Source organism: Micromonospora sp. CA-259024 (assembly GCF_050936255.1).
Classification (GTDB): domain Bacteria; phylum Actinomycetota; class Actinomycetes; order Mycobacteriales; family Micromonosporaceae; genus Micromonospora.
In genome coordinates, this window is the sequence record NZ_JBNJND010000001.1 from 639,293 (window position 1) to 658,766 (window position 19,474).

The 19,474-nt window shown below is 68.0% G+C and carries 18 protein-coding genes; 9 read left to right on the forward strand and 9 right to left on the reverse strand.

The features are described 5' to 3' along the window. Window positions 1-259: 259 nt before the first annotated feature. On the reverse strand, window positions 260-3,049 hold the full coding sequence (locus tag ACQEUX_RS02835) for a BTAD domain-containing putative transcriptional regulator (RefSeq protein ID WP_433040611.1): 2,790 nt from the start codon (window positions 3,047-3,049) through the stop codon (window positions 260-262). A gap of 548 nt (window positions 3,050-3,597) precedes the next feature. Between ACQEUX_RS02835 and ACQEUX_RS02840 the strand changes: the two genes are divergently transcribed. Continuing rightward, window positions 3,598-4,338 carry a DUF4041 domain-containing protein gene (locus ACQEUX_RS02840; protein WP_433040614.1) on the forward strand — a complete coding sequence of 247 codons (741 nt, stop codon included), beginning with the start codon at window positions 3,598-3,600 and terminating at the stop codon, window positions 4,336-4,338. 212 nt (window positions 4,339-4,550) lie between these two features. On the opposite strand, the gene ACQEUX_RS02845 is transcribed toward ACQEUX_RS02840, so the two are convergent. Further along, window positions 4,551-5,069: a hypothetical protein gene (locus ACQEUX_RS02845; protein WP_433040617.1), complete on the reverse strand. Its 519-nt coding sequence runs from the start codon at window positions 5,067-5,069 to the stop codon at window positions 4,551-4,553. 456 nt (window positions 5,070-5,525) lie between these two features. Here ACQEUX_RS02845 and ACQEUX_RS02850 point away from each other — a divergent pair, with 456 nt between their 5' ends. Continuing rightward, entirely contained in the window at window positions 5,526-5,837 is a 312-nt protein-coding gene (locus ACQEUX_RS02850; RefSeq protein ID WP_433040620.1) for an NUDIX domain-containing protein, read from the forward strand. 773 nt (window positions 5,838-6,610) lie between these two features. On the opposite strand, the gene ACQEUX_RS02855 is transcribed toward ACQEUX_RS02850, so the two are convergent. Further along, window positions 6,611-7,297, reverse strand: coding sequence for a hypothetical protein (locus tag ACQEUX_RS02855; protein WP_433040622.1), 687 nt, complete (start codon window positions 7,295-7,297; stop codon window positions 6,611-6,613). Between the two features lie 461 nt (window positions 7,298-7,758). Here ACQEUX_RS02855 and ACQEUX_RS02860 point away from each other — a divergent pair, with 461 nt between their 5' ends. After that, the gene (locus ACQEUX_RS02860; protein ID WP_433040625.1) at window positions 7,759-7,995 is read left to right on the forward strand and encodes a hypothetical protein; all 237 of its coding nucleotides are present in this window, start codon (window positions 7,759-7,761) and stop codon (window positions 7,993-7,995) included. Window positions 7,996-8,057: 62 nt separating this feature from the next. Further along, window positions 8,058-8,402, forward strand: coding sequence for a transposase (locus ACQEUX_RS02865; protein ID WP_433040628.1), 345 nt, complete (start codon window positions 8,058-8,060; stop codon window positions 8,400-8,402). A 114-nt stretch (window positions 8,403-8,516) separates the two neighbouring features. Here the strand turns inward: ACQEUX_RS02865 and ACQEUX_RS02870 are convergent, their stop codons facing one another. Further along, window positions 8,517-9,074, reverse strand: coding sequence for a hypothetical protein (locus ACQEUX_RS02870; protein ID WP_433040631.1), 558 nt, complete (start codon window positions 9,072-9,074; stop codon window positions 8,517-8,519). Window positions 9,075-9,340: 266 nt separating this feature from the next. Between ACQEUX_RS02870 and ACQEUX_RS02875 the strand changes: the two genes are divergently transcribed. Both ACQEUX_RS02875 and ACQEUX_RS02880 read left to right on the forward strand, forming a co-directional pair. Next, window positions 9,341-9,631: a hypothetical protein gene (locus tag ACQEUX_RS02875; protein WP_433040634.1), complete on the forward strand. Its 291-nt coding sequence runs from the start codon at window positions 9,341-9,343 to the stop codon at window positions 9,629-9,631. A 168-nt stretch (window positions 9,632-9,799) separates the two neighbouring features. Further along, window positions 9,800-10,408 (forward strand): hypothetical protein, encoded by a 609-nt coding sequence (locus tag ACQEUX_RS02880; protein ID WP_433040637.1) that lies wholly within the window; start codon window positions 9,800-9,802, stop codon window positions 10,406-10,408. 9 nt (window positions 10,409-10,417) lie between these two features. Here ACQEUX_RS02880 and ACQEUX_RS02885 read toward each other — a convergent pair whose 3' ends face one another. Beyond that, window positions 10,418-11,062, reverse strand: a complete 645-nt coding sequence (locus tag ACQEUX_RS02885) for a hypothetical protein (protein ID WP_433040640.1) — start codon at window positions 11,060-11,062, stop codon at window positions 10,418-10,420. Window positions 11,063-11,187: 125 nt separating this feature from the next. On the opposite strand from ACQEUX_RS02885, the gene ACQEUX_RS02890 reads away from it, so the two are divergent. Next, complete coding sequence (locus ACQEUX_RS02890) at window positions 11,188-11,622, forward strand: hypothetical protein (RefSeq protein WP_433040643.1); 435 nt, start codon at window positions 11,188-11,190, stop codon at window positions 11,620-11,622. A gap of 740 nt (window positions 11,623-12,362) precedes the next feature. Here the strand turns inward: ACQEUX_RS02890 and ilvY are convergent. Beyond that, on the reverse strand, window positions 12,363-13,250 hold the full coding sequence (gene ilvY, locus ACQEUX_RS02895) for an HTH-type transcriptional activator IlvY (RefSeq protein ID WP_433040646.1): 888 nt from the start codon (window positions 13,248-13,250) through the stop codon (window positions 12,363-12,365). Between the two features lie 74 nt (window positions 13,251-13,324). On the opposite strand from ilvY, the gene ACQEUX_RS02900 reads away from it, so the two are divergent. Next, the gene (locus tag ACQEUX_RS02900; RefSeq protein WP_433040649.1) at window positions 13,325-14,791 is read left to right on the forward strand and encodes a hypothetical protein; all 1,467 of its coding nucleotides are present in this window, start codon (window positions 13,325-13,327) and stop codon (window positions 14,789-14,791) included. A gap of 193 nt (window positions 14,792-14,984) precedes the next feature. Here ACQEUX_RS02900 and ACQEUX_RS02905 read toward each other — a convergent pair whose 3' ends face one another. The 3 genes from ACQEUX_RS02905 to ACQEUX_RS02915 form a co-directional block, all read right to left on the reverse strand. Further along, window positions 14,985-15,482 (reverse strand): hypothetical protein, encoded by a 498-nt coding sequence (locus tag ACQEUX_RS02905; protein ID WP_433040652.1) that lies wholly within the window; start codon window positions 15,480-15,482, stop codon window positions 14,985-14,987. Beyond that, the gene (locus ACQEUX_RS02910; RefSeq protein WP_433040655.1) at window positions 15,479-16,036 is read right to left on the reverse strand and encodes a TetR/AcrR family transcriptional regulator; all 558 of its coding nucleotides are present in this window, start codon (window positions 16,034-16,036) and stop codon (window positions 15,479-15,481) included. Before ACQEUX_RS02910 ends, ACQEUX_RS02905 begins: the two co-directional genes overlap by 4 nt. 540 nt (window positions 16,037-16,576) lie before the next feature. Continuing rightward, complete coding sequence (locus tag ACQEUX_RS02915; RefSeq protein WP_433040658.1) at window positions 16,577-18,226, reverse strand: hypothetical protein; 1,650 nt, start codon at window positions 18,224-18,226, stop codon at window positions 16,577-16,579. A gap of 481 nt (window positions 18,227-18,707) precedes the next feature. Between ACQEUX_RS02915 and ACQEUX_RS02920 the strand changes: the two genes are divergently transcribed. After that, complete coding sequence (locus ACQEUX_RS02920; protein ID WP_433040661.1) at window positions 18,708-19,055, forward strand: RHS repeat-associated core domain-containing protein; 348 nt, start codon at window positions 18,708-18,710, stop codon at window positions 19,053-19,055. Window positions 19,056-19,474 lie beyond the last annotated feature (419 nt).

A 19,474-nucleotide genomic window follows, 5' to 3' on the forward strand; every position in this document is an offset into this window, starting at 1 on the left:
GGCCGCAGACAAGGCTCGGTCCTCCCTCTTCGCGGCATCGTCTCGACGCCGACGACTCCGTGCCGGCCCGGGGCGGGCGGCATCTGTTAGGGACGATCGTGCTAAATCGATGTTGGATTCTGTTTGGGTTAATTCGATCGAGCTCGTTGAGCCCGTCGAGGCACCACGGCTACCTGCATCACCACTCGCTTCCACTACGGATGGGTTCGCGCCGACCCGGGCAGAATCAAACGGCGGACAGATCCCACCTACGGCAGATCTACTGATCAGGCGTTGTCTGTCCCGCGGTGCCGTCTGAGAGCAACTCAGCCAGTCGGGCACGCATCTCGTCGAGGCGACGATCGCCCAGCGTTTCGAGGATGGTGACGGCTTTCTGCATGGCCGCGACGGCCGCGGGAACGTCTCGTCGCGCTGCTGCGACGTCGGAGCAGCCGTGTAGGGCCCAGGCTTCCCGCATCCGGTCGCCGGTGCTCCTTGCGAGTCGGACGGCGGTGTCATAGTGGGTCTCGGCCAGGTCGACGTTGTCGCGCAAGAAGTGCAGCCGGCCGAGATTGGTGTGGACGCTCGCGGACAACCAGTCCCGGTTGCCGGATCGGTCGGCCGCGGCCAGCGCCGACGTGTAGGAGTCCAGCGCCTCTTGCTGGCGGCCAGCCCGGCGATGCAGGAGTCCGAGATTGTGTTCCACCTTGAAGATGAGATCGGGGTCATTCAGCAGGTTCGCGGAGTGCCGGGCCCGCAGCAGTGGTGGGAGCGCTTCGTCAAGTTCCCCGCTTTCGACCAGCATCCCACCGAGGCTCGCCTCGACGTCGGCCAGGCCGGCGTGGTCGCCGTTACGTTGACACAGTGCGCTGGCGCGCTGGTAGGCGGCGCGGGCCTCAACGCGGTGCAGCAGGAGGCTGTGTGCCACGCCCAGGCTCCCTTGCAGCGTGGCCTCGCCGGTGCTGCTGCCGGCCATGGCCGCGGCCCGGATCCCCCGCTCGGTGACGGTGATCCAGGTGTCGCGGTTGGCCCGGCGTTGTAACCAGCCGCGCATGTGCGCGGCGAGGGGCCAGACGAGATCAGGGTGCCCCTGAGCGTGCTCGGTGATCATCTTGATGATCGTGTCCGACTCGGCGTCGACCCAGCGGACGGCTGCGGCCGTATCGGGCAGTTCAGGGAGGAAAAGGTGAAGCGGGTCCGGGGCGCCCTTACCGTCAGGTCCGCCTGCGGTCGGCCGGATGCGTTGCTGCGCTTCGCCGGTTGCCTGCCCGTACCAGGACAGCAATCGCCGTTCCGCGTTGGCGCGATCGGCCGACGTGTCCTCGAGTTGGCCCTGCTCGCGGGCGAAGATGCGAGTCAGCTGATGGAGGCTGATTCGACCCGCTTCGAGGGCGACGAGGTTGACCGCGGTGAGCCTGCCGATCAGTCCGATCAGCACGGTGCCGGACGTGACACCGGCCAGAGCGGCGGCGGCACCCAGCGGGATCGCACCGGCACCTGAAAGTCCGAGGCGGCGCAGGAGCTGCCGGTCCGGGGTCGCCAGCCGCCGGTACGACAGCGCGATGACGGCGTGCACACTGACGTCGCCATCGGTGGTGGTGAGCCGGGCGATGCGTGTTCGCTCATCCTTCAGGTCCGCCACGAGGATGCCTGGCTGGGCCCCCAGTCGCAGGTGAGCTCCCACGATCCGCAGGGCCAGCGGCATCCCATGGCACAGCTCTACCAACGTACGGACGTCGCCAATCGCGGGCTCGGACATCCCGGCGGTCTCCGAAAGCAGACGGGTAGCCGGCTCGACGGGCAGTGGGGTGAGTACCAGCAGATGAAGGCCTTCGCGGGCAACGAGCCCGTCCAGCCGATTTCGACTGACGATCACCAGGAGGCTGTCACCGCTACCGGGCAGGAACGGCCGGGCCTGCTCTGCGGTGCCCACGTTGTCCAAGACCATCAGAACCGTTCGGCTGGACAGCAGTGTGCGCAGCTTCGCCGCCCGCGCCTCCGCCTGCTGCGGCACATCGTCAGGGGCGACGCCGAGATCGATGAGGCTCCTGGCCAGTGCCGCCGCCGGAGTGCCGTCGTCGAGGTCGAGGTAGAGCTGCCCGCCGGGGAAGCCTCGCTGGTGTTGACGGGCCCAGTGGGTAACCAGAGCTGTCTTGCCCATGCCACCGGCACCGGTGACGACCATCGCGCCGCAGAGCCGTTGGCCGGGACCGACCTTCTTGTGCAAGCTGTCGAGGATCGAGAGCTCATCCTCGCGTGCGACGAAGATGCTGGGTGGGGCGGGCAGCTGCATCGGCCGAACGGCATCGGAGACGGCGGACGGTGTACCTGCTTGCGCAGGACCGCGCAGGATCGCGGTGTGCAGCTGTTGCAACCGCGCGCCCGGGTCCGCACCGAGCTCGTCGGCGAGCAGGCGCCGGGTCCGTTCGTAGGTGGTCAGTGCCTCGGCCCGGCGGTCACTGCGAACAAGCGCGAGCATCAGCTGTGCCTGGAGACGCTCGCGCAGCGGGTTCTCCGTTGCCAGAGCCGCAAGCTCGGCGCACAACTCGCGGTGCAGCCCAAAGCTGAGTTCGATGTCCACGCAACTTTCAAAGGCGATCATGCGCTGCTCGCCCAGGTGCTCGGCGGCGGCCCGTACAAGCTCGGTGTCGGCAGTGCCCTGGTACGCCTCCGGCGCGCGCCACAGCCGGAGCGCCTTCCGGTAGCTCCGGCGTGCCTCGGCGAGCCGGCCCCGCGCCTCGTCATGTGCGGCGCTCTCGACAAGCGCCACGAACTCGCTCGCGTCGAGCTGGTGGCCGTCCAGCATCATTCGGTAGCCACCGTTCGCACGAACGATCGATTCGGTGCCCAAGTTGCGACGCAGGTGGTGGACGAGTACCCGTAGTGCCACGCGCTTACTGTTGCTCGGGCCGTGACCCCACAGGGTCTCCATCAACGTGCCATCGGTGACCGTTCGACCGTCGGCGGCAAGGAGGCACGCCAGCACCACCTGATGTTGACGCCCGCCGGCCGGCACCCTCGACCCAGATGCGTCGACGGCTCGCGGGGTTCCCAAGACTTCGAACCGCATGATTCCTTCCTCGGACGTACCCGGCGGGGTTTCCGGTCGTGGCACGACGGCTCTAGCTCAGCGAGCCAAGCGCCCCCAGGTCAAGAATTCGCGACCACAACTGGCGCCGACCTTCGGCCAACTTTAATGCTCGCAGAATTGGCCGACGCCGCCGACGGGTTGGGTGCCTGGCCCTGGGTGGAAGCCGGATCCAGCATGGGGGCCTCCGCCGCCGGATGGCAGCTGTGACGTGCCGAAGCGCCGCCCGCGGCTCCGGTCGCGCAACAGCAGCCCGCCGCACCGGTGGTGGCCGCCCCCGTGTCCTCGTCCGTTCCGATGCCCCGTGCCGACGAAGCTGAGATTCCGCTGTTCGGAGCGTGCGGCAAAGCGCGGGAGTTGGCCGCGGAGGTGACGCAGCTGCGGGCCGAGCTGGAGCGGCTGCGTGTGGAATGAACCGTCTTGGTGTGCTGCCGGCGGTATAGCTGGAGCAGTATCGAGAGCGGCTGAAGCGCGAAATCGCGGAGCAGGCTGCGGCGGCTCAGGAGCAGAAGGCGGATCTGGATCGCCAGTTGCTGGAGCTTCGTGAGCTGGTCGTGGTGACCGAGGAGACGGCGCTGCTGCAGAAGGCCGGCGTCTACGAGTACCGGCATCCGCTGTCGGATGCGGTCGCATACCAGGCTGCTCTGGCTCAGTTGCAGGGCCGGATCAAGGGCATGACCAAGCGGGGAGGAGGAGCGGTCCTAGCCGCGACTGGCTGGACGGTGAACGGTTCCGTGGCCGAGGGACGGGTCATGCTTCGAGATTTCTCCAAGCTGATGCTGCGGGCCTACAACGCTGAGGCGGACAACCTGGTCCGCGGCCTGAAGCCCTACCGGCTCGACTCGGCCGTCGAGCGGTTGGGCAAGGCGGCGGCGACCATCGCCAAGCTGGGCAAGACGATGCACATCCGCATCTCCGAGGACTACCACCAGCTGCGGGTGCGCGAGTTGGAACTCACGGCTGACTACCAAACCAAGGTCGCCCAGGAAAGGAGCGTGAGCGGGAGGAGAAGGCGCGACTGCGGGAGGAGCGACGGGTCCAGCAGGAAATCGAACGCGAGCGCGCTCGTCTGGACAAGGAGCGCCACCACTACGCCAACGTACTCGCCGCACTGCAGGTCAAGGGCGACGTCGACGGTGCCACCCAGATGCAGGAGCGGCTGGCGCAGATCGACACCGCGATCGAGGATGTGGACTACTGGGCCGCCAATGCTGCGCGCCGGCTACGGCTACGTCATCTCCAACTGGACGCGTTTGGCGAGAAGGTGGTGAAGGTCGGCATGACCCGGCGTCTCGACCCGCTCGACAGAGTGAAGGAACTCAGCGACGCCTCCCGACGTAATCGGTTCTGGCTGCGACTGGTCAATCACCACTGGCATCTCTGATGAGGAGACGATCAAGCTCCTGCGCGTGGTGCAGCGAAAGTTGGGCCGCGTAATTTGGATGGCTTAGCCAGGAGGCGGTCACCTTGCCATGGTGTGGGCTCATCCCAGGCGATGTCGGCGGTACTCCGGCGGGAGGTCGCCGAACCCGAGCCCGTTTTCGTCCAGGGCGCTGTAAACGGTCAGCCAGCTGTCCGCGAATTTCAGGCCCACGGTCACGGTACCGGCCGCCAGGTCGTCGCCGGCCCACTCGAGAAGCTCTACCACCTCAAGCCGCTGCCCGCGCCGGGCCGCCAACACGGCGGGGACATCATCGCGCCACCGCAGCTGGAAGCCGTCCGATGCCGGCCACTCCGGCGTCCGGGTCACGTCGATCGAATTCCACGTGATCGACAGATCGTCGAACTTCTGGTGGTTAACTTCCAGGCGCTCTCCGGCGAAGTCGAGCACCACCGGGCAGTCAGCGAACCACTCGTCGCGGTCGTCATCCCACACCAGCCAGGTAGAGGTCAACCGGCGGCCGACAAGGCTCTGCAGCCGGTGACCGTGACGGTCGGCGATCTCGTCGACCCCGTTGAGCCAACCCGGCTGGTAACCCGCCATACCAAAGTCGAACACCATCGGGGGATTGTGCCCGACGCCTGCGCCTTCGCGTGACTCTGGGAACCCGGGCCGTGGGCCGCATTCATTCGCTGCGGATTACGTGCGGCGTCCGACGGCGCGGCTCCACCGAGCCTGCGACGAGTCGCTCAGGAACATCCGAGAGGCAGGCTCCGGCCACGACGAGCCGCCAGCCACCGTCCCGGCCGACACCAGTTGGGCTCGGCAGGCGGTCCGGCGCGACGCCAGGACCGGGGAGCAGATTGGGAGCAGCAGGGTGCCGTGAACAGCCTGGAGCTGCGCCCAACGGCGTCGAACGTCGCTCAACTGCACCCACCCCTATCTCCGGCTCCACGTTGCCGCAGGTCAGAGTCGGTGCGACGTCCTGTTTCCCGCGGAATGCTCCGCGGTTCTGCACAACAGTCGACGACGCTCGCTAGTAGCCGCTCGGGCATCGCCGACCCTGAGCATCCGCTCATGGCCGCGATGAATGCGCTGCGTGGTGCCGGTTGGCAGCGGGCCGGGGACGATCTCGCCATGGCGACCTATGAAGTTGCGCTGGTGCTTCTCGTCGATTCCTCGGAGGCGGTACTCCTGCAGCATCGCGATGATCAAAGTTCGGCTTCTCCGAACCAGTGGAGCCTTCCAGGCGGTCATGTCGAGCCGGGCGAGACGCCTGAACAGGCGGCGCACCGGGAGTTATTGGAGGAGACGGGCCTGAGGACAGGTGAGTTGCGTGCGTTGTGGAGCGGCCACTCCCGTACGAGGCCGGCCTCCCGCACACGGTGACTGTCCACGTTTTCCGCGGCCGGACCGATGCTCGGCAACAGGGTGTGGTGGTCGGCGAGGGCCACGCAATGATGTTCGTCCCGCGGGATGAGGTTCTCGACCGCGAGCTGGCCGTGACGACCGCCGCAGTCCTGCCGCTCCACCTCGACAGCGCCGGCGACACGCACTGATCTGCCGCTGATCGAGCGCGTAAGCGGCCGGTGCGGCCATCACTATGGGTAGCTGGGCTCCGCTCGGCAGGTGTGCGTTGTCGATGTGAGTGCCCGGTAAGGGGCTATGCCCAGGGCGCGATGAATCGGCCGACGTAATTGCGAGCATGCCGTCGTTCATACGATCGCGTCTTGGCTGTCCCGTTCCCGGTCGGCGGCGCGCAGCGTCGGACTGACCATCGGCGACCGTACCCTGAAGGTTTCCAACGTGTCTGGCGATCAGCAGGTGCGATTGATTGAACACTTTCTCGCGAGTGTGCGGCGGTGACGAGCCGGGTGGCCGGCACGTTGCTCTCGTGGTCGCGGTCGAGCGGGACGCGCATTCGTCGTTGCATGATCTAGCCGCGCCAGCTGCCGACGCGGCTGCTTTGGTGGCGTGGCGGCCAGCCGTACCACCGTTGGCAGACCTCGTTCGCCGGGCCGCTCAGCAACTGGGCGCCGCTCGAGAACCAAACCCGGTAGTACCGGCTGCCCCGTCCGGGGCAGCCGGTGACTCCCTGCTCGATGTCGTCGTGCAGGCCCAGCGCGACACCCCGGATGGGTTGAACGAGCGGACCACAGCTATTACGGGCTGAGCGGGTCGCACAAGCTCCAGTTCGTCGGCCAGCCTGGACTGACGCCGGTGTACGTCTTGCAGTAGCGCTTGCCGTTCAAACCGTAACCTCGGATTGTCAAGGGGTTGAGGGGATTCCTCGTGTCGAGCCCGGCGACGAACCCTCCGCCCATGGAGCGCCACGGGATCCATGTCGTACGCGCGGGGTTGGAGTAGGTCTGCCAAACGGCCTGGTCCCAACCGATGATGAACGTCTCCTGGTGCCCGTCCGACCAGTAGGCGTTGACGAGGAAGTATCCGGGTCCACACATCGACCCGCCGGTTTGGGAGCCCCGAACAACGTAAATATGGTGGTTCGTCTGATTACATTGCGTGACGTCAAGTGACACTTGCTCGACCCGGGAGACCGTTGCGGCCGCCGCGGCCGCTGCCGGTTGAACCGCCACAACCGACGTGGACAAGACCGCCGCCGCCGACAGCAGCCCGATCGCCAGCCGTTTGAGTCTTCTCATCCTGAGTTCCCATCCTCGTGATGTTGGTCGACGTACGAGGGGCATCGACATTCCTCGGCCATCGGCGATGTTCTGTCTGATCCAGGTCCAGACGATAACCACGACGTGTTGGGATTCTGTTGGTTCGCCGCTGGACCGCGTTACGCCGACGAACGGCAGCGACTTCGCTGCCTTCGCCGGCTCCATCCACGAGAGCATGTCCGCAGCAGCTGACTCCGTGGCAATCGACTCCAGCACAGGCGTTACTGGCTCAGACGTTCTCCCCGCTCACGGCACACACGTGGCTGCGGGCGCTAACGAGTTAGAACCATCGTGCGCGGCCGGATTGCTCTCGTGGGTAGGCGGGGCGGCTTTGCCCGGTGCCTTTCTCACCGCAGGGTGTGCCTTCGCCAGTGTCATGATCCAGACGGCCACGTTCGAAACAACGCCGGACGCGCCATCGCGGGCCACCGGCGCCGTTTAGGCGCGTCCACGCCGAGCGGCCCCCGGCCGCCGCCCTGTCGACGAGCACCGACATCGCCTGGACATTCCGCTCCGGCCGGGTCGCCGCGGAGGCACCGACCGCGCTGCCACTGTGGACCTTCCGGTTCAGCCCGAAGCTTGACCAGTACAACAGGGCGCCCGCGCGTGGCCCGCTGACCGTGCCGATGTCCATCACGGCCCAACCGGGCTCGCAGGCCGGCAAGCTGGTCAGCCGTAGCGTGGAGGCGTCGTTCGACGACGGCGTCACGTGGCGGCCGGTACCGGTGACGGACGGCGCCGTCGTCGTCCCCCAGCCGGTCGGCAGCGGGTTCGTGTCGCTGCGGGCAAAGGCCGCCGACAGCGAGGGGAACACGGTGGAGCAGACCGTGATCCGCGCCTACCGGTACGGCATCGCGAAGTAGCGGCCGGTTCGAATCGCTGGCCTGGCCACTCGCGCGGTGGCCAGGCCAGCGGGCTCACTCCGGTGCCCGCCGGACCCGCCGGACGCAAGGCCCCTGACTTCCCATCCGGGGTCCTGGCCGCGTCTTGGCAGGACCGCGACGGCGCCAAGGGCCCCCTGCTCGCCACCTACGCAGCGACCCCCATTCGGCACGTCTTCGCCGACTCCGGATTCGCCGGTCGCCTCGTCGACTGGGCCCGTGGCCTGCTGCGCACCACCATCGAGATCGTCCGCAAACCCGCCGACCAGCAAGGCTTCGTCGTGCACCCGCGCCGCTGGGTCGTGGAGCGAACCCTGGCCTGGGGTTCACCGCCCACCGCCGCCTGGCCCGCGACTACGAGACCTACCCCAGCACATCAGAGGCCATGATCAGCTGGGCAGCCCTCGCGGCATGCTCCGCCGCCTTGCCCGAGCCAAACCCGCCACCCGCCAACAACGCCGCATCTTCAACACACCCGACTGACAGCAACGTGAAACGCGCTCTCAGTGCTGCCGCCCAACGTTCGAAGCCAACTCGGTGATGATGCGGGGTATCAGGACGCCGTTCCACCCGTTGACGGGAACCTTGATCGCCGGCTTCTCCTTGCCGTCCCGGTGGGCCAACACCACGAAGTACTCATTCCGCTTATCCGTGCCTGCGAAGTCTTGCCAGGCGAGGGACTTGCTGAAGAGCCGGCCTTTATGGACGCCATGGGGATCGATTCGCAGCCCGCTGATGTTGGCGGTGCCGCCGCGCTGAACGGTCGCCACCGCCGCACTGATCAGGCGGCCACAAACCTTCTCTTCGAGGATGTTGACCGCTTTGGTCCATTGCGCCTGATGGTGGTCGCGCTGCTCGTAGTTTCGATTGATCTTGACGGCCCCCGTCGTGCGGGAGTCCAGCCTGAAAACCGCGGTGGCGGCGGCGGTTCCAACCCGGATGACGAAGACGGCTCCCATGTACGCGCCGTTGACATAGATGTCCGAGGCGTGGTAGCCGACCCGGCCGATCTCCGTCCACCCAAAGCTCACGCCGTTGATGGTGAGCCCGTCGGTGGTCATCGTAAGACGGCCGGACTTCGGATGCCCGGGACGGGACTCCAGGTCGAGAAGTACCTCTGACACAGCGTCCTCCCGTCCGGCGAACTGACTGGACCACTATATGTGAGGCGGTCGACGAGACGAGCCGGCCACGTTCCGCCCGCATGTGTTCCCGGAGGCCGCCTATTCCGGCAGGTGCGGGGGCGGGGGATCACCTGTGTGGCGTACCGCGATTCCCGCCGCCGGGCCTCACGGCGGTCGACGCCGGGGTCCCATCCGATCCGTGGGTGTGTAGCGAGCGGGCGGTTTCCGCGGGTCGGGGCGCCGCCCCGACCGACATTGGTCGCGGCGGCGGCGCGGTCGCGGATGAGGAACCTGAACTGGTCCGCATGCTCGCCGAGGGCCATCAGGTGGCTGCGGGCTGCCTGCGCGGTCCAGGCCCCGTCGGGGTTTGGGGTGCCGCCGAGTACGTGGACGTAGCGGGTGCCGACCTCGACCACGAAGAACACGTCGGACTCGGCGTGGTCGTCCTGGCCGGCGGTGTCTTTTGGCGCTGCGGCGATCCGGAGCTGCGCTAGACCGGCGGCGACTGGGAAGCCTCTTTCAATGCGCCGCGTTAGGTTTTTCGTCGAATTGGCTGCCGCTTATTTACCGAACGTTTAACGGCGGGTGTGCCATGCGCAGTCACGGTGCGCACCAGCGGAGATAGTCTGACGCACATGACCGTGCGTCTACTGGTGGCCGGCGTGAGCGCGCTCGCGGGGATCATGGTGCTCGGCGGTTGCTGGGCGGAGGACGAGCCGCAGTCGGGGCACAAGGTCTCGGTGGACGCGGTGCGGCAGGCGGCGACCCAGATCGACCCCGCGCGGTGTCCCATCAAGCTCGACCTGTCCGCCGCGCTGCGGTCCGTAGCTGTCGACCGGCCCGCGCAGCTGGACTCCGCGAGCGCCGAGGTGTCGAAGAGCGAGAAACCCGCCGACGACCCGGCCACCGCGCAGCAAAACGGGCTCCCCCCGCTCGAGGCGGCCGCGGCCGCGTACGTCGAATGCGACTATCGGGTCGGCGAAGACAAACTCGGCATCCGCCTGACCGCGACCCGCGCCCCGGCCGCAATCAGCCTGCTCGCCCCGCAGATCGCGCGTGACGCGCACCTGACCCTTCAGGACCTGCAGGGGTTTCTCGACTCACCACCTGGCGTGGGTCAGGTCAAGGTCGCGGGTGGCACGGTGGCCGCCGGGGGCGTCGCGGCCGACGGGGGAGACGTGGCCGTGCTGGTCTCGTCCAGCGTGCCCGAGTTGCACGACGACACCTTGAGCACGTTCACGGCTGAGCTCATCAATCAAGTTGCGTTCTGAGAGCGCGTTTCACGCTTCGGAAAAGGCCGCACCACTGAGGAACTCACCAACGACCTCGCCGCCCTGACCGACTGGATCAACAACTACGCCCGCCACCAGAACCTCCACGCCGAACAGATTCCACCTGACCCGCACGGCGCGATCACGCTGACCCGGTGCCGGCGCACCCTCGCCTGGCACATCGTCCGCCGCCCGCGCGGGCTCATCGCCGGCGCGATCCAGTACGGCCACCTGCAGGTCCAAATCACCCTCGGATACGCCGGAACCTACGACTCCGGCTTCCCGGACGAGCACGCCTACGAAGACTGGCTCCTGCGCCTGGACACCCTGGCCGAGAACCACCGCCCGCTCACCGAAGGCGAAGCCGTCAGCGGCCCTGCCGCGGACACCTACCGCAACCGCGTCACCGCCGCCCAACACACGTTCGCCGGCCGCGTCCTGAGCAGCCCTCGACACGCCCGCGACCTGGTCACCAACCCACTCCCAAAGATCTTCCCCGGCCGCGGCATGACCTGCGTGTTCGACCCCGCAAAAGCGCTCTGCCAACTCCGCCCCGCCGAAGACGACGTCCGCCGCACACCTGACCAGGACGACTGCCGCCCGACCTGCCAGAACATCGCCTACACCGATCGGGACATCGCAGACGTCCGGCACCGCGCCGCACAGCTACACAACATCGCCAACGACCACCTCGCACCCTCGATACGTCACCACCGCGAACGAGCCGAGCTCGACCGGCTCAGCGCCATCATCCGCCGCCATGACCACGGGAAATGAGCATGTCCACCGCTTCCGAATCCTGGACCACCATCGAGACCGACCCGCAGCGCACGGCGATCCTCGACGCAGCGGACCGCCTCCTCGCAGGGACGTCCCTCCACTCCACCGGCAACCTCTCAGTCGTCCAACTCGCCATCGAAGCCCAGGTCAAGTACTGGGTCGTGGCTCAACGCCACCCCGATCTGCGCAACCACTTCCAAGTACTCGCCCAAGCCGCCCGACAAGGCGCCGTACCTCCCACGAGCGCAGATCGGAACCGGCTCGGTGAAGAACGCGATCAACTTGCCCAGCACTGCGCGGGCCTCGAACAACTCATCCAGACCTACGCAGTCGTAATCAACGAACTCGCAACCGAGAACGAGGCCCTGCGAGACCAGCTCCGGACACCCTCAGCAACCGTGACACCGCTCCGGCGCCGGCGAAGGGGGAGCTGACCCAGGCAGGGTCCACCGACCGGCCCGTCTGGGACGACCCACCGCCGATCGGGTACGCGCTAGCCGGGCCTTCGACCCGGCCAGGTGACCGGCAGCGCCAAGCGCGGTGCCCTATTGTCCGGAGTCGGCTTCTGCGCATGGCGCGCACCCGCCGATCGTCATGCACGGGTCGCGTCGCGCGCCTGCGCTGATGCGATCGGCAGACTCGGGGCCCATTGCCGTTGATCGGGGCGCCATGACGGATTCTCCTCCGTCGGCTCGCGCCCCGGTACGCCTGGGCGACCCGCGCCCGCACGGCGCCGACGGCTCGGGTGATCGATCCCCTGGGCTACGCAGCCGCGTCAGCACCACCGTCGGCCTCTCACCGGTGATCGTCTCGATCAGGTCGACACTGCGTTCGGGGTCCGGGCTGGGCGGTCGAGCACCACGGGCACAGGACCACGGACGCGGCGGCCGGCACCTCGAACACGTGCCCGCACGGGCGGCGGCTTCGGCCCGCGCGTATCCGGTGGTGCCGGCGGCCGACACAGGTCACGGTCGCGTCGGTGGGACCTCGTCGCCCACGGCGCGGGGCTGGGCGTGCCCGCACTCGTCGCACATGGCCTCCGGCGGCGGCGCGGTCACTCACGCTCGGCAACCCGAAGCGTGTAGAGGCGCTGATCACTGCTGTGCGGGGTGACCGGGCCGGGCGGCAGGGAGGTGGCGCACACGCCGGGCTTCTTTTGACAGTCCGGCGTAGGTCAGTTGGTGGGACCGGTTGTGGCCACCGAGGCCCATAGCGCTGAGAGGATCGGGCGGCGTAGGTCGGTGCGGCGGGCGCACAGGCCGATGGTGAAGGTGCCGATCGGTGGGTCGGTGGGTATGGCCGCGAGCCGGTTTTTGACCGCGCTGGTGTCGAGCACGAGGCGGGGTACGACGCCGGCGCCGATGCCCAGCGCGACGAGGGTGAGCAGCGCCTCGTGTCCGTCCACCTCGGCGGTGATCGTCGGGTCGAGCCGTTGGCGGCGGAACCAGCGCCGGGCGGCGTCGCGGGCCAGGCCGCCGCGTGGTAGGACGAAGGGCACCGCGGCCCAGTTACCGGTGCGGGCGGTGGCCCGCAGTTGCCGGGCGGTGCGGGCCACGACACACACCAGCGGCGTTTCGGTTATGGGCGCGCTAGCGAGGTGTTCGGGTACGCGGGCCGGCAGCGCGGCGACGGTGACGTCGACCGCGCCCTCGTCGAGCCGGCCGATCGCACTGGCCGCGTCGCCGGTCTGCAACTCCAGCCGCACCTGCGGGTGGGCCCGGCGGAACGGGGCCAGCAGGTCGGGCAGGATTGCCTGGCCCGCGGTCACTGACGAGAAGATCCGCAGGATGCCGCTGAGGCCGGCCGGCTCCGGGCCGTGTTGGCGGTAGTCCGCCCAGAGGGCCAGTGCCTGCCGGGCGTATTCGGTGAATCGCCGGCCCTCTTCGGTGAGCGCGACGCCGCGCGGCCCGCGGTCGAGCAGCCGGTGGCCGACCTGTGCCTCCAGCCGCTGGACGGTCCGGGTCAGGGTGGCCGGGCTGAGGTGCCGCTCCACGCTGGTGCGACCGAAGTTGAGCGTCTCAGCCAGGTGCACGAACACCCGGAGCGGCTCGAGCGAATCCATCTTTCACTCCTCGCAACACATCGTTGCAATAGTTGCGCTTGCTGAAACAGCATTGTCGCCGATAGAACAGCGTCATGGCCGCACTCACCTCCCAGATCTTCCCGGTCCGAAGCGTCGACCTGCCCGGCGGCGCGGAGACGATCGTGCCCGGCGGGCGGCACCTGTTCCCGTTGCTGCCGGCCGCCCTCGCCGGCGTACGCCGCATCGGTGTGCTCGGGTGGGGACCGCAGGGCCGCGCGCAGGCGCTGAACCTGCGCGACTCCCTGACCGGCAGCCAGATCCCGGTGACAGTGGGGCTGCGGCCCGGCTCCGCCTCGGCGGACGCGGCGCGGGCCGAGGGTTTCCGGACCGGCGACGGCACACTGGGCGACTGGCTGTCCGTGGCGGCCAGCAGCGACCTGGTCATCACGCTCGTCTCCGACGCGGCCTTGGCCGCGCACCACCGGGAGCTGTTCGCCGCACTGCGGCCGGGCACGACGCTGGGGCTCTCGCACGGCTTCCTGGTCGGTCACCTGCGCCAGAGCGGCGCCGACTTCCCGGACGGGATCAGCGTCGTCGCGGTCTGTCCCAAGGGCATGGGCGACTCGTTGCGACGGCTCTACGTGCAGGGCGCACAGGTCAACGGCGCCGGCATCAACAGCAGCGTCGCGGTGCACCGCGACCACGACGGGCGGGCCGTCGAGCGGGCGCTGGCCTGGTCGGTCGGGCTCGGCGCGCCGTACACGTTCGGCACCACACTGGACAACGAGTACCGCTCCGACATCGTCGGTGAACGAGCGGTCCTGCTCGGCGCCGTTCACGGACTGGTGGAGAGCCTCTACCAACGCTTCCGGCTCGCCGGCGACGATCCGCACACGGCGTACGAGCGCTCCTGCGAGAACGTGACCGGACCCATCGCGCGGACCATCTCCGCCGACGGGCTGGCCGCCGTCCGCGACCGGCTCGACCCGGCCGGGCGGCACATCTTCGACCGGGCGTACACGGCCACCTACCAGCCGGCCCTCGACCTGATCGCGGAGATCTACGACGAGGTCGACTCCGGCAACGAGTTGCGCAGCGTGGTGCTGGCCGCCCAGCGGCTGGCCGAACGGCCGATGGCACCGATCAGCGGCTCGCCGATGTGGGCAGCCGGCCCGGCCGTACGGGCCCGGCGCGCCGAGCGGGATTTGCCGGTCGAACCGTTCACCGCGGGCGCGTTCCTAGCCATGCTGACCGCCCAGGTTGACCTGCTTGCCGAGCGTGGCCACCCCTGGTCGGAGATCGTCAACGAGTCCGTCATCGAGGCGGTGGACTCGCTGCTGCCATACATGCACGCCCGGGACGTCGCCTACATGGTGGACAACTGCTCGGTCACCGCCCGGCTCGGCGCCCGCAAGTGGGGGCCTCGCTTCCAGGCGGCGTGCGACCAGATCGCCTTCCCCGACTTCGACGGCTCCGGCGACCCGGACGGCCAGCTCGTGGAAGCCTTCCGGAAGAACCCGGTGCACGACGCGCTCGCGCGCCTCGCCCCGCTACGCCCACCCGTCGACATCTCCATCTGACACAGGCACCGCCGCAGTCCGCGGCGCACGGATCACCCCGGCCGCAGGGTGTACGCCCAGCCGTACCCGGTTGTGCACCTGAGTCCGTACGCCGACAGAGGCCGAAACGCCGCCTTCCCGGTCACCGGCGTCGAGACCGGCTCCGGGACGACCAGGTCGTCCCACCCGTTGGCCCAGGCGGCGGCTGCGGGTGTCATGTGGGATCGAGGTAGGACAGGAGCAGCTTGATCAAGAGCACAGGAGTGAACCAAAACAGTGCGTCGGGCGTGGGTGCCAGCGTCAGGCCAAGGACGGTGACGGCGAAGGCCGCCGGCCGGTGTGCCTTCAGAACGAGTGCCGCACCAGCGACCGCGACCGCGTAGATCGCCGCAGCGGTCACCCAGGTGAAACCGGGCACCAGCCAGGCCATCACGAACGGTTGCACATGGGCGGCGACGAAGGCCAGATGGTGCCTGGACTTGCGAGTCGGCGCGTGAAACCGGCGCTTGGCCGCCGCGGTGGCGTTGACCACGGCGCCGCCGTACAGGTCGAAGGCGACCACCGTGACCGTGGCGATGGTCCACCATGGCCAGCCCTGGCGGGCGGCCAGCGTGAGCGCGAGTGCGGCGCCGACGGTGGCGCTGCCGTAGCACCAGAACCGATCGCCCACGGTGGCGCCAGGGCCGATGAGCGCGTCGTCGACTCTACTCATGTCAGCCCGTTGACACAGACATCGATGATGGGCTCGGTCAAGTCGGCCAGCGGGACGCCGGGATCTACCAGCCACTGGACCAGGCAGCCCTCGACGGCGCCCACAATCACCGCGGCCGTGCGGTCGGGATCCAACCCCCGCCTCAGTTTGGCCTGGCGCAGCAGGTCCGCCATCGCTGCACGGTAGTCACGGTATACGCCCGCGATGCCCACAGCAGCGGGCCACAGGTCCAACTGGAGGCGGGCCAGATCGGCGTCGGCGGCGAGCATCTGTACGGTGGCCCGAATCAACGCCGCCAGCCGTTGCAGCGGCTCACCGGCAGTGTCCGCGCGGGCCAGTATCTCGGCGGCCCGCACGGCATGAGCGTGGAAGGCCGCCTCCAACAAGGCGTCGCGGCTGCCGAAGTACAGGTAGACACTGCCCTTGGCGATTCCCGCCTCGGCGGCAACATCCTCGATCCGGGTCGCGGCAAAGCCCTGGCGCGCGAAAACCCGCACCGCGGCGGTCAAGATGTCCTGCCGCCGCGCATCCTTGTCAACCTTCCTCGGGGTCACGCCGCCATTATGACTGACCGGTCAGTCACCCTAAAGAGTCGGACCGAAATTTGGCGAGTGGGACCGAACCGACACCCACCCGTAGCAGCTCTACGATGCGGCAACACCGAGGGAAGGCAGTCCCCGGCGGAGTAGCGCATGGACCTGGTAGCTGACATGTCGTACTACCACCCCGCGGGCAGCGCGCCTGAACCACCGCACGACGGCTGCCGGACGAACCTTGCGGGTGTCCGGGTTGGTCCACCCCTCGGCATCAACGAAGCAGACGACCAGCACGACGTCGTCCACTGGCTCGAACCGGTTAGCGACACCGCGTACGCCGCAGTCCCTCCCACCGGCGCACAACGGCGGCTGATGCAGTTACAAGCCGGGTCCTGGTACGAGATCCGACGACAGCAACAGCGCCCCCCTAACCAGCGCATCCGCTGTGACGACCACTTCGGCGGATCCGAAGATGTCAGCCAAGGTGCTCCCGGTTATTAAGTCGGGGCGACGTCCGCACATGGTCGAGATGAGTGCAGGTGGTGTACCGATCGACCATTAGCGCTTTCCTAGTGAGGGCGAGGACGAGGCGATTCGCTTGCGCATCACGTCGACCGGCAGGGCCGGGTTCCTCGCTGCGGACTCGGCTAATTCGGCGTCGTTGAGCAGGTCGACGATCCGGTCCACCGGTAGTTGGGGGCATGCCGCCATTGCCCGCCGTACCGCGGGGTCGGGGTCGCGGGTGAGCTGGTCGATGAGCGGAGGTTCTGCCTGCGGGTCGCGGGCGACGAGCCGCCGGACCGCCGGATCTTGGTCGTCGGCGAACCGGGCTAGCGCCGCCGTCGGGAAGTTTGGCAGGGCCAGCAGCCGATAGCGGTCGCATCGACGGTACTCGTCTTCGCGGAACACTCGCAGGAGCAGTTCGGGTGGCGCGGTCGGATGGTTCGGATGGTGATGGGCGAGGAGGGATCGCACGCCGGGTTCGGGGTCGTCAGAGAGCGCGGCGACGATCTCGGCCGGCAACCTCGGGTCGACCGCGGCTCGTCGGCGCAGTAGTGGGTTCACCGATGTGGCGAGCTGTACCGAGTCCGCCAGTGGCGGCAGCGGTTCAGGCAGCAACGTCCATTGCACGTGCCAGCACAGGCCGGTCCACCGGTTCCACGGTGCCGTGGTCACGTCGATGTCGACCGCGGCACGCTGCTGCTCGGTGAGCGCGGGATGGACGGAGACTGCTGTTCGCACCGACACGTCCGGGTCCGCGGCGAGCCATGCCAACTGCGGGCCGGTCAGGTCGTCGCGCTGGGCGAGGCCGCACCGGACATCCGCCGATGGATGGTTGAACAACGCATCGACCACGTTCGGCGGCAGGTTGGGGTTGGTTGCCATCGCGTCGACGCCCGCCGTCCCGTCTTCGGCGGAGAGCACATGCTCGATCAGCGCGGGTGAGAGCCGCAGGCTGCCCAACAGCTCTCGGTACGCATACCCGTTGACAGGCAGGTCCGCCAGCTCCTGCATCCGATCCCGCTCGGCGTAGAAATGGGCGGTCGTCGTGCGCACCTCCGGAACGTCGTCGTGCAGTAAGGCTTGCCGCAGCTCCTCACGGGACGTTGTGTCCAGGCCGTCGAGCAGTTCGACCGCCGCAGCGCGCACAAGGGGCTCCGGGTGGGTGGCGACAGCCCGTACCGCACGCCGGTCCCGCACCGCCACCTCGATCACCTCACCGCGCAGCTCGGTCAACGTCATGAGGTCACGTCGGAACTGCTCGACGAGTCGGTCCAGCACCGGCATGAACGCGCGGTTCGGCAAGGCCAGGTTTCGATCCTCACGGACGAGCGCGGCAACGCGACGTTCGGGGTCGTCCAGCAGACGAAGCCGGAGCGCAGAGTCGATGTGGCGGTTGACGGCGAGTGCCCCGCGTACCCGGGCCAGGGGGTGACGCATCGCCGCCGCGACGACCACAGACGGCAGGTCGACGCGTCGCCGGAACGCCGCGGGAACGGCGTGGGCGTGGTCGTCAAGCAGGCGCATCAGCACGTCGAGCGGTGCCGCTGGATTGCCCGCCAAGCCCCTCGCCACCGGGTCTCCGGCCGGACCGTCCAGCCAGAGGTCGCCGGGGATGTAGACCACCCTGGAGGCACCGATGTGGCCGTCAGTTGTCGAGGTGTCGGCGGTCGTTCGGAGCGTCGTCCAAGGATCGTCGTCAATCACAAGCAGCGACGGTATGCCTGCGAAACCACAGCTCAACAGGGCTGATCACCCGAATGACAGCCGTCCGGGGCCGATATAAGCTGTGGATAGCGCCACTCTGCGGACGCCCCTACGACGGCGAGTCCGCCCTCCTCCCTCATCTGGGCCACTCTGGTTGCCACCGGATTATCAGCTCCTGATACCGAGCTGGCGCCAGCACGCGATTCCGGCATCCGCTCATGGCGAGATGAGTGCAGCGCGCGGCTTCCTGCAGGATGGCATGGGTTATCCATGGCCGCGTCCCTGCCAGCCTGGCCATCGCCAGCTGTCGACCTCAGGCCAGGTTGTCACGAGCCCGGTGGAGAGCGCGCCGCCGAATGCCACGGTTCCCTCATGGGATGCGTAGGCGATCCAGTCGTGATGCTCGTCGCTCCAGAGACTCTCGAACAATGGTCAACTGAGCTGGGTCGTTGCCGATGACTACGGAACCGCCGAGGCCACGGTGAACGCCAGCGACCTCTCGGTCGCCCGCCGGCGTAGCCTGCCGTTCGGCGGCACACGCGGCACCGCACCGACAGCCTGGCCTAGCAGCTTTGACAAAGGCTTCGTCGGAGGCACCGTCGACAGCACCGGCACCACTCACCTCGGCGCCCGGGAGTACGACCCATCACTCGGGCGCTTCACCTCGATCGACCCGATCATGGTCCTGACCGAGCCACAATCGCTGCATGGCTACGCCTACAGCAACAACAACCCGACCAGTACAAGCGATCCAACCTGCTCGCCGCTGCATGGGAAAATGTCTGGATGGCGACGGGCTTCATCGGCATCGGGGTGGGCATGGCGGTGAGTTTTCGCCTACCAAAGTCAGCCGGAGCCCGTCGCGGAGCGGGCGCTAATAGGGTAAATTCCTCAGATCGGGGGCTGAATTATTGATGTGCGATCCGCGGAATGGCTTCTAGCTCGACTACCGCACTACCCCTTTCCTTCGAAAAGACAAATCGGTGATCGGCGGTGGGGCAAAGGGTCGTGTCGCCCCCCCTCGGACACGTATTAATCACACGGTGATCATCTCTGGTGGTCACCGTCTTCTTGTCTCTCTGGTGTTGGCTTCCGGACACACATTATTCACACCGTCAATCGCCGAGGTCGTCACCTCGGCGATCGGTGTTTGTGCGCCTGGGCGGTAGGTGAGCTGGAGTCCGAGCCGGGAGTGGATCTCCGCATTGTCGCTCGGGTCGGCTCGGCGTAGAAGTCCTAGCAGTCCAT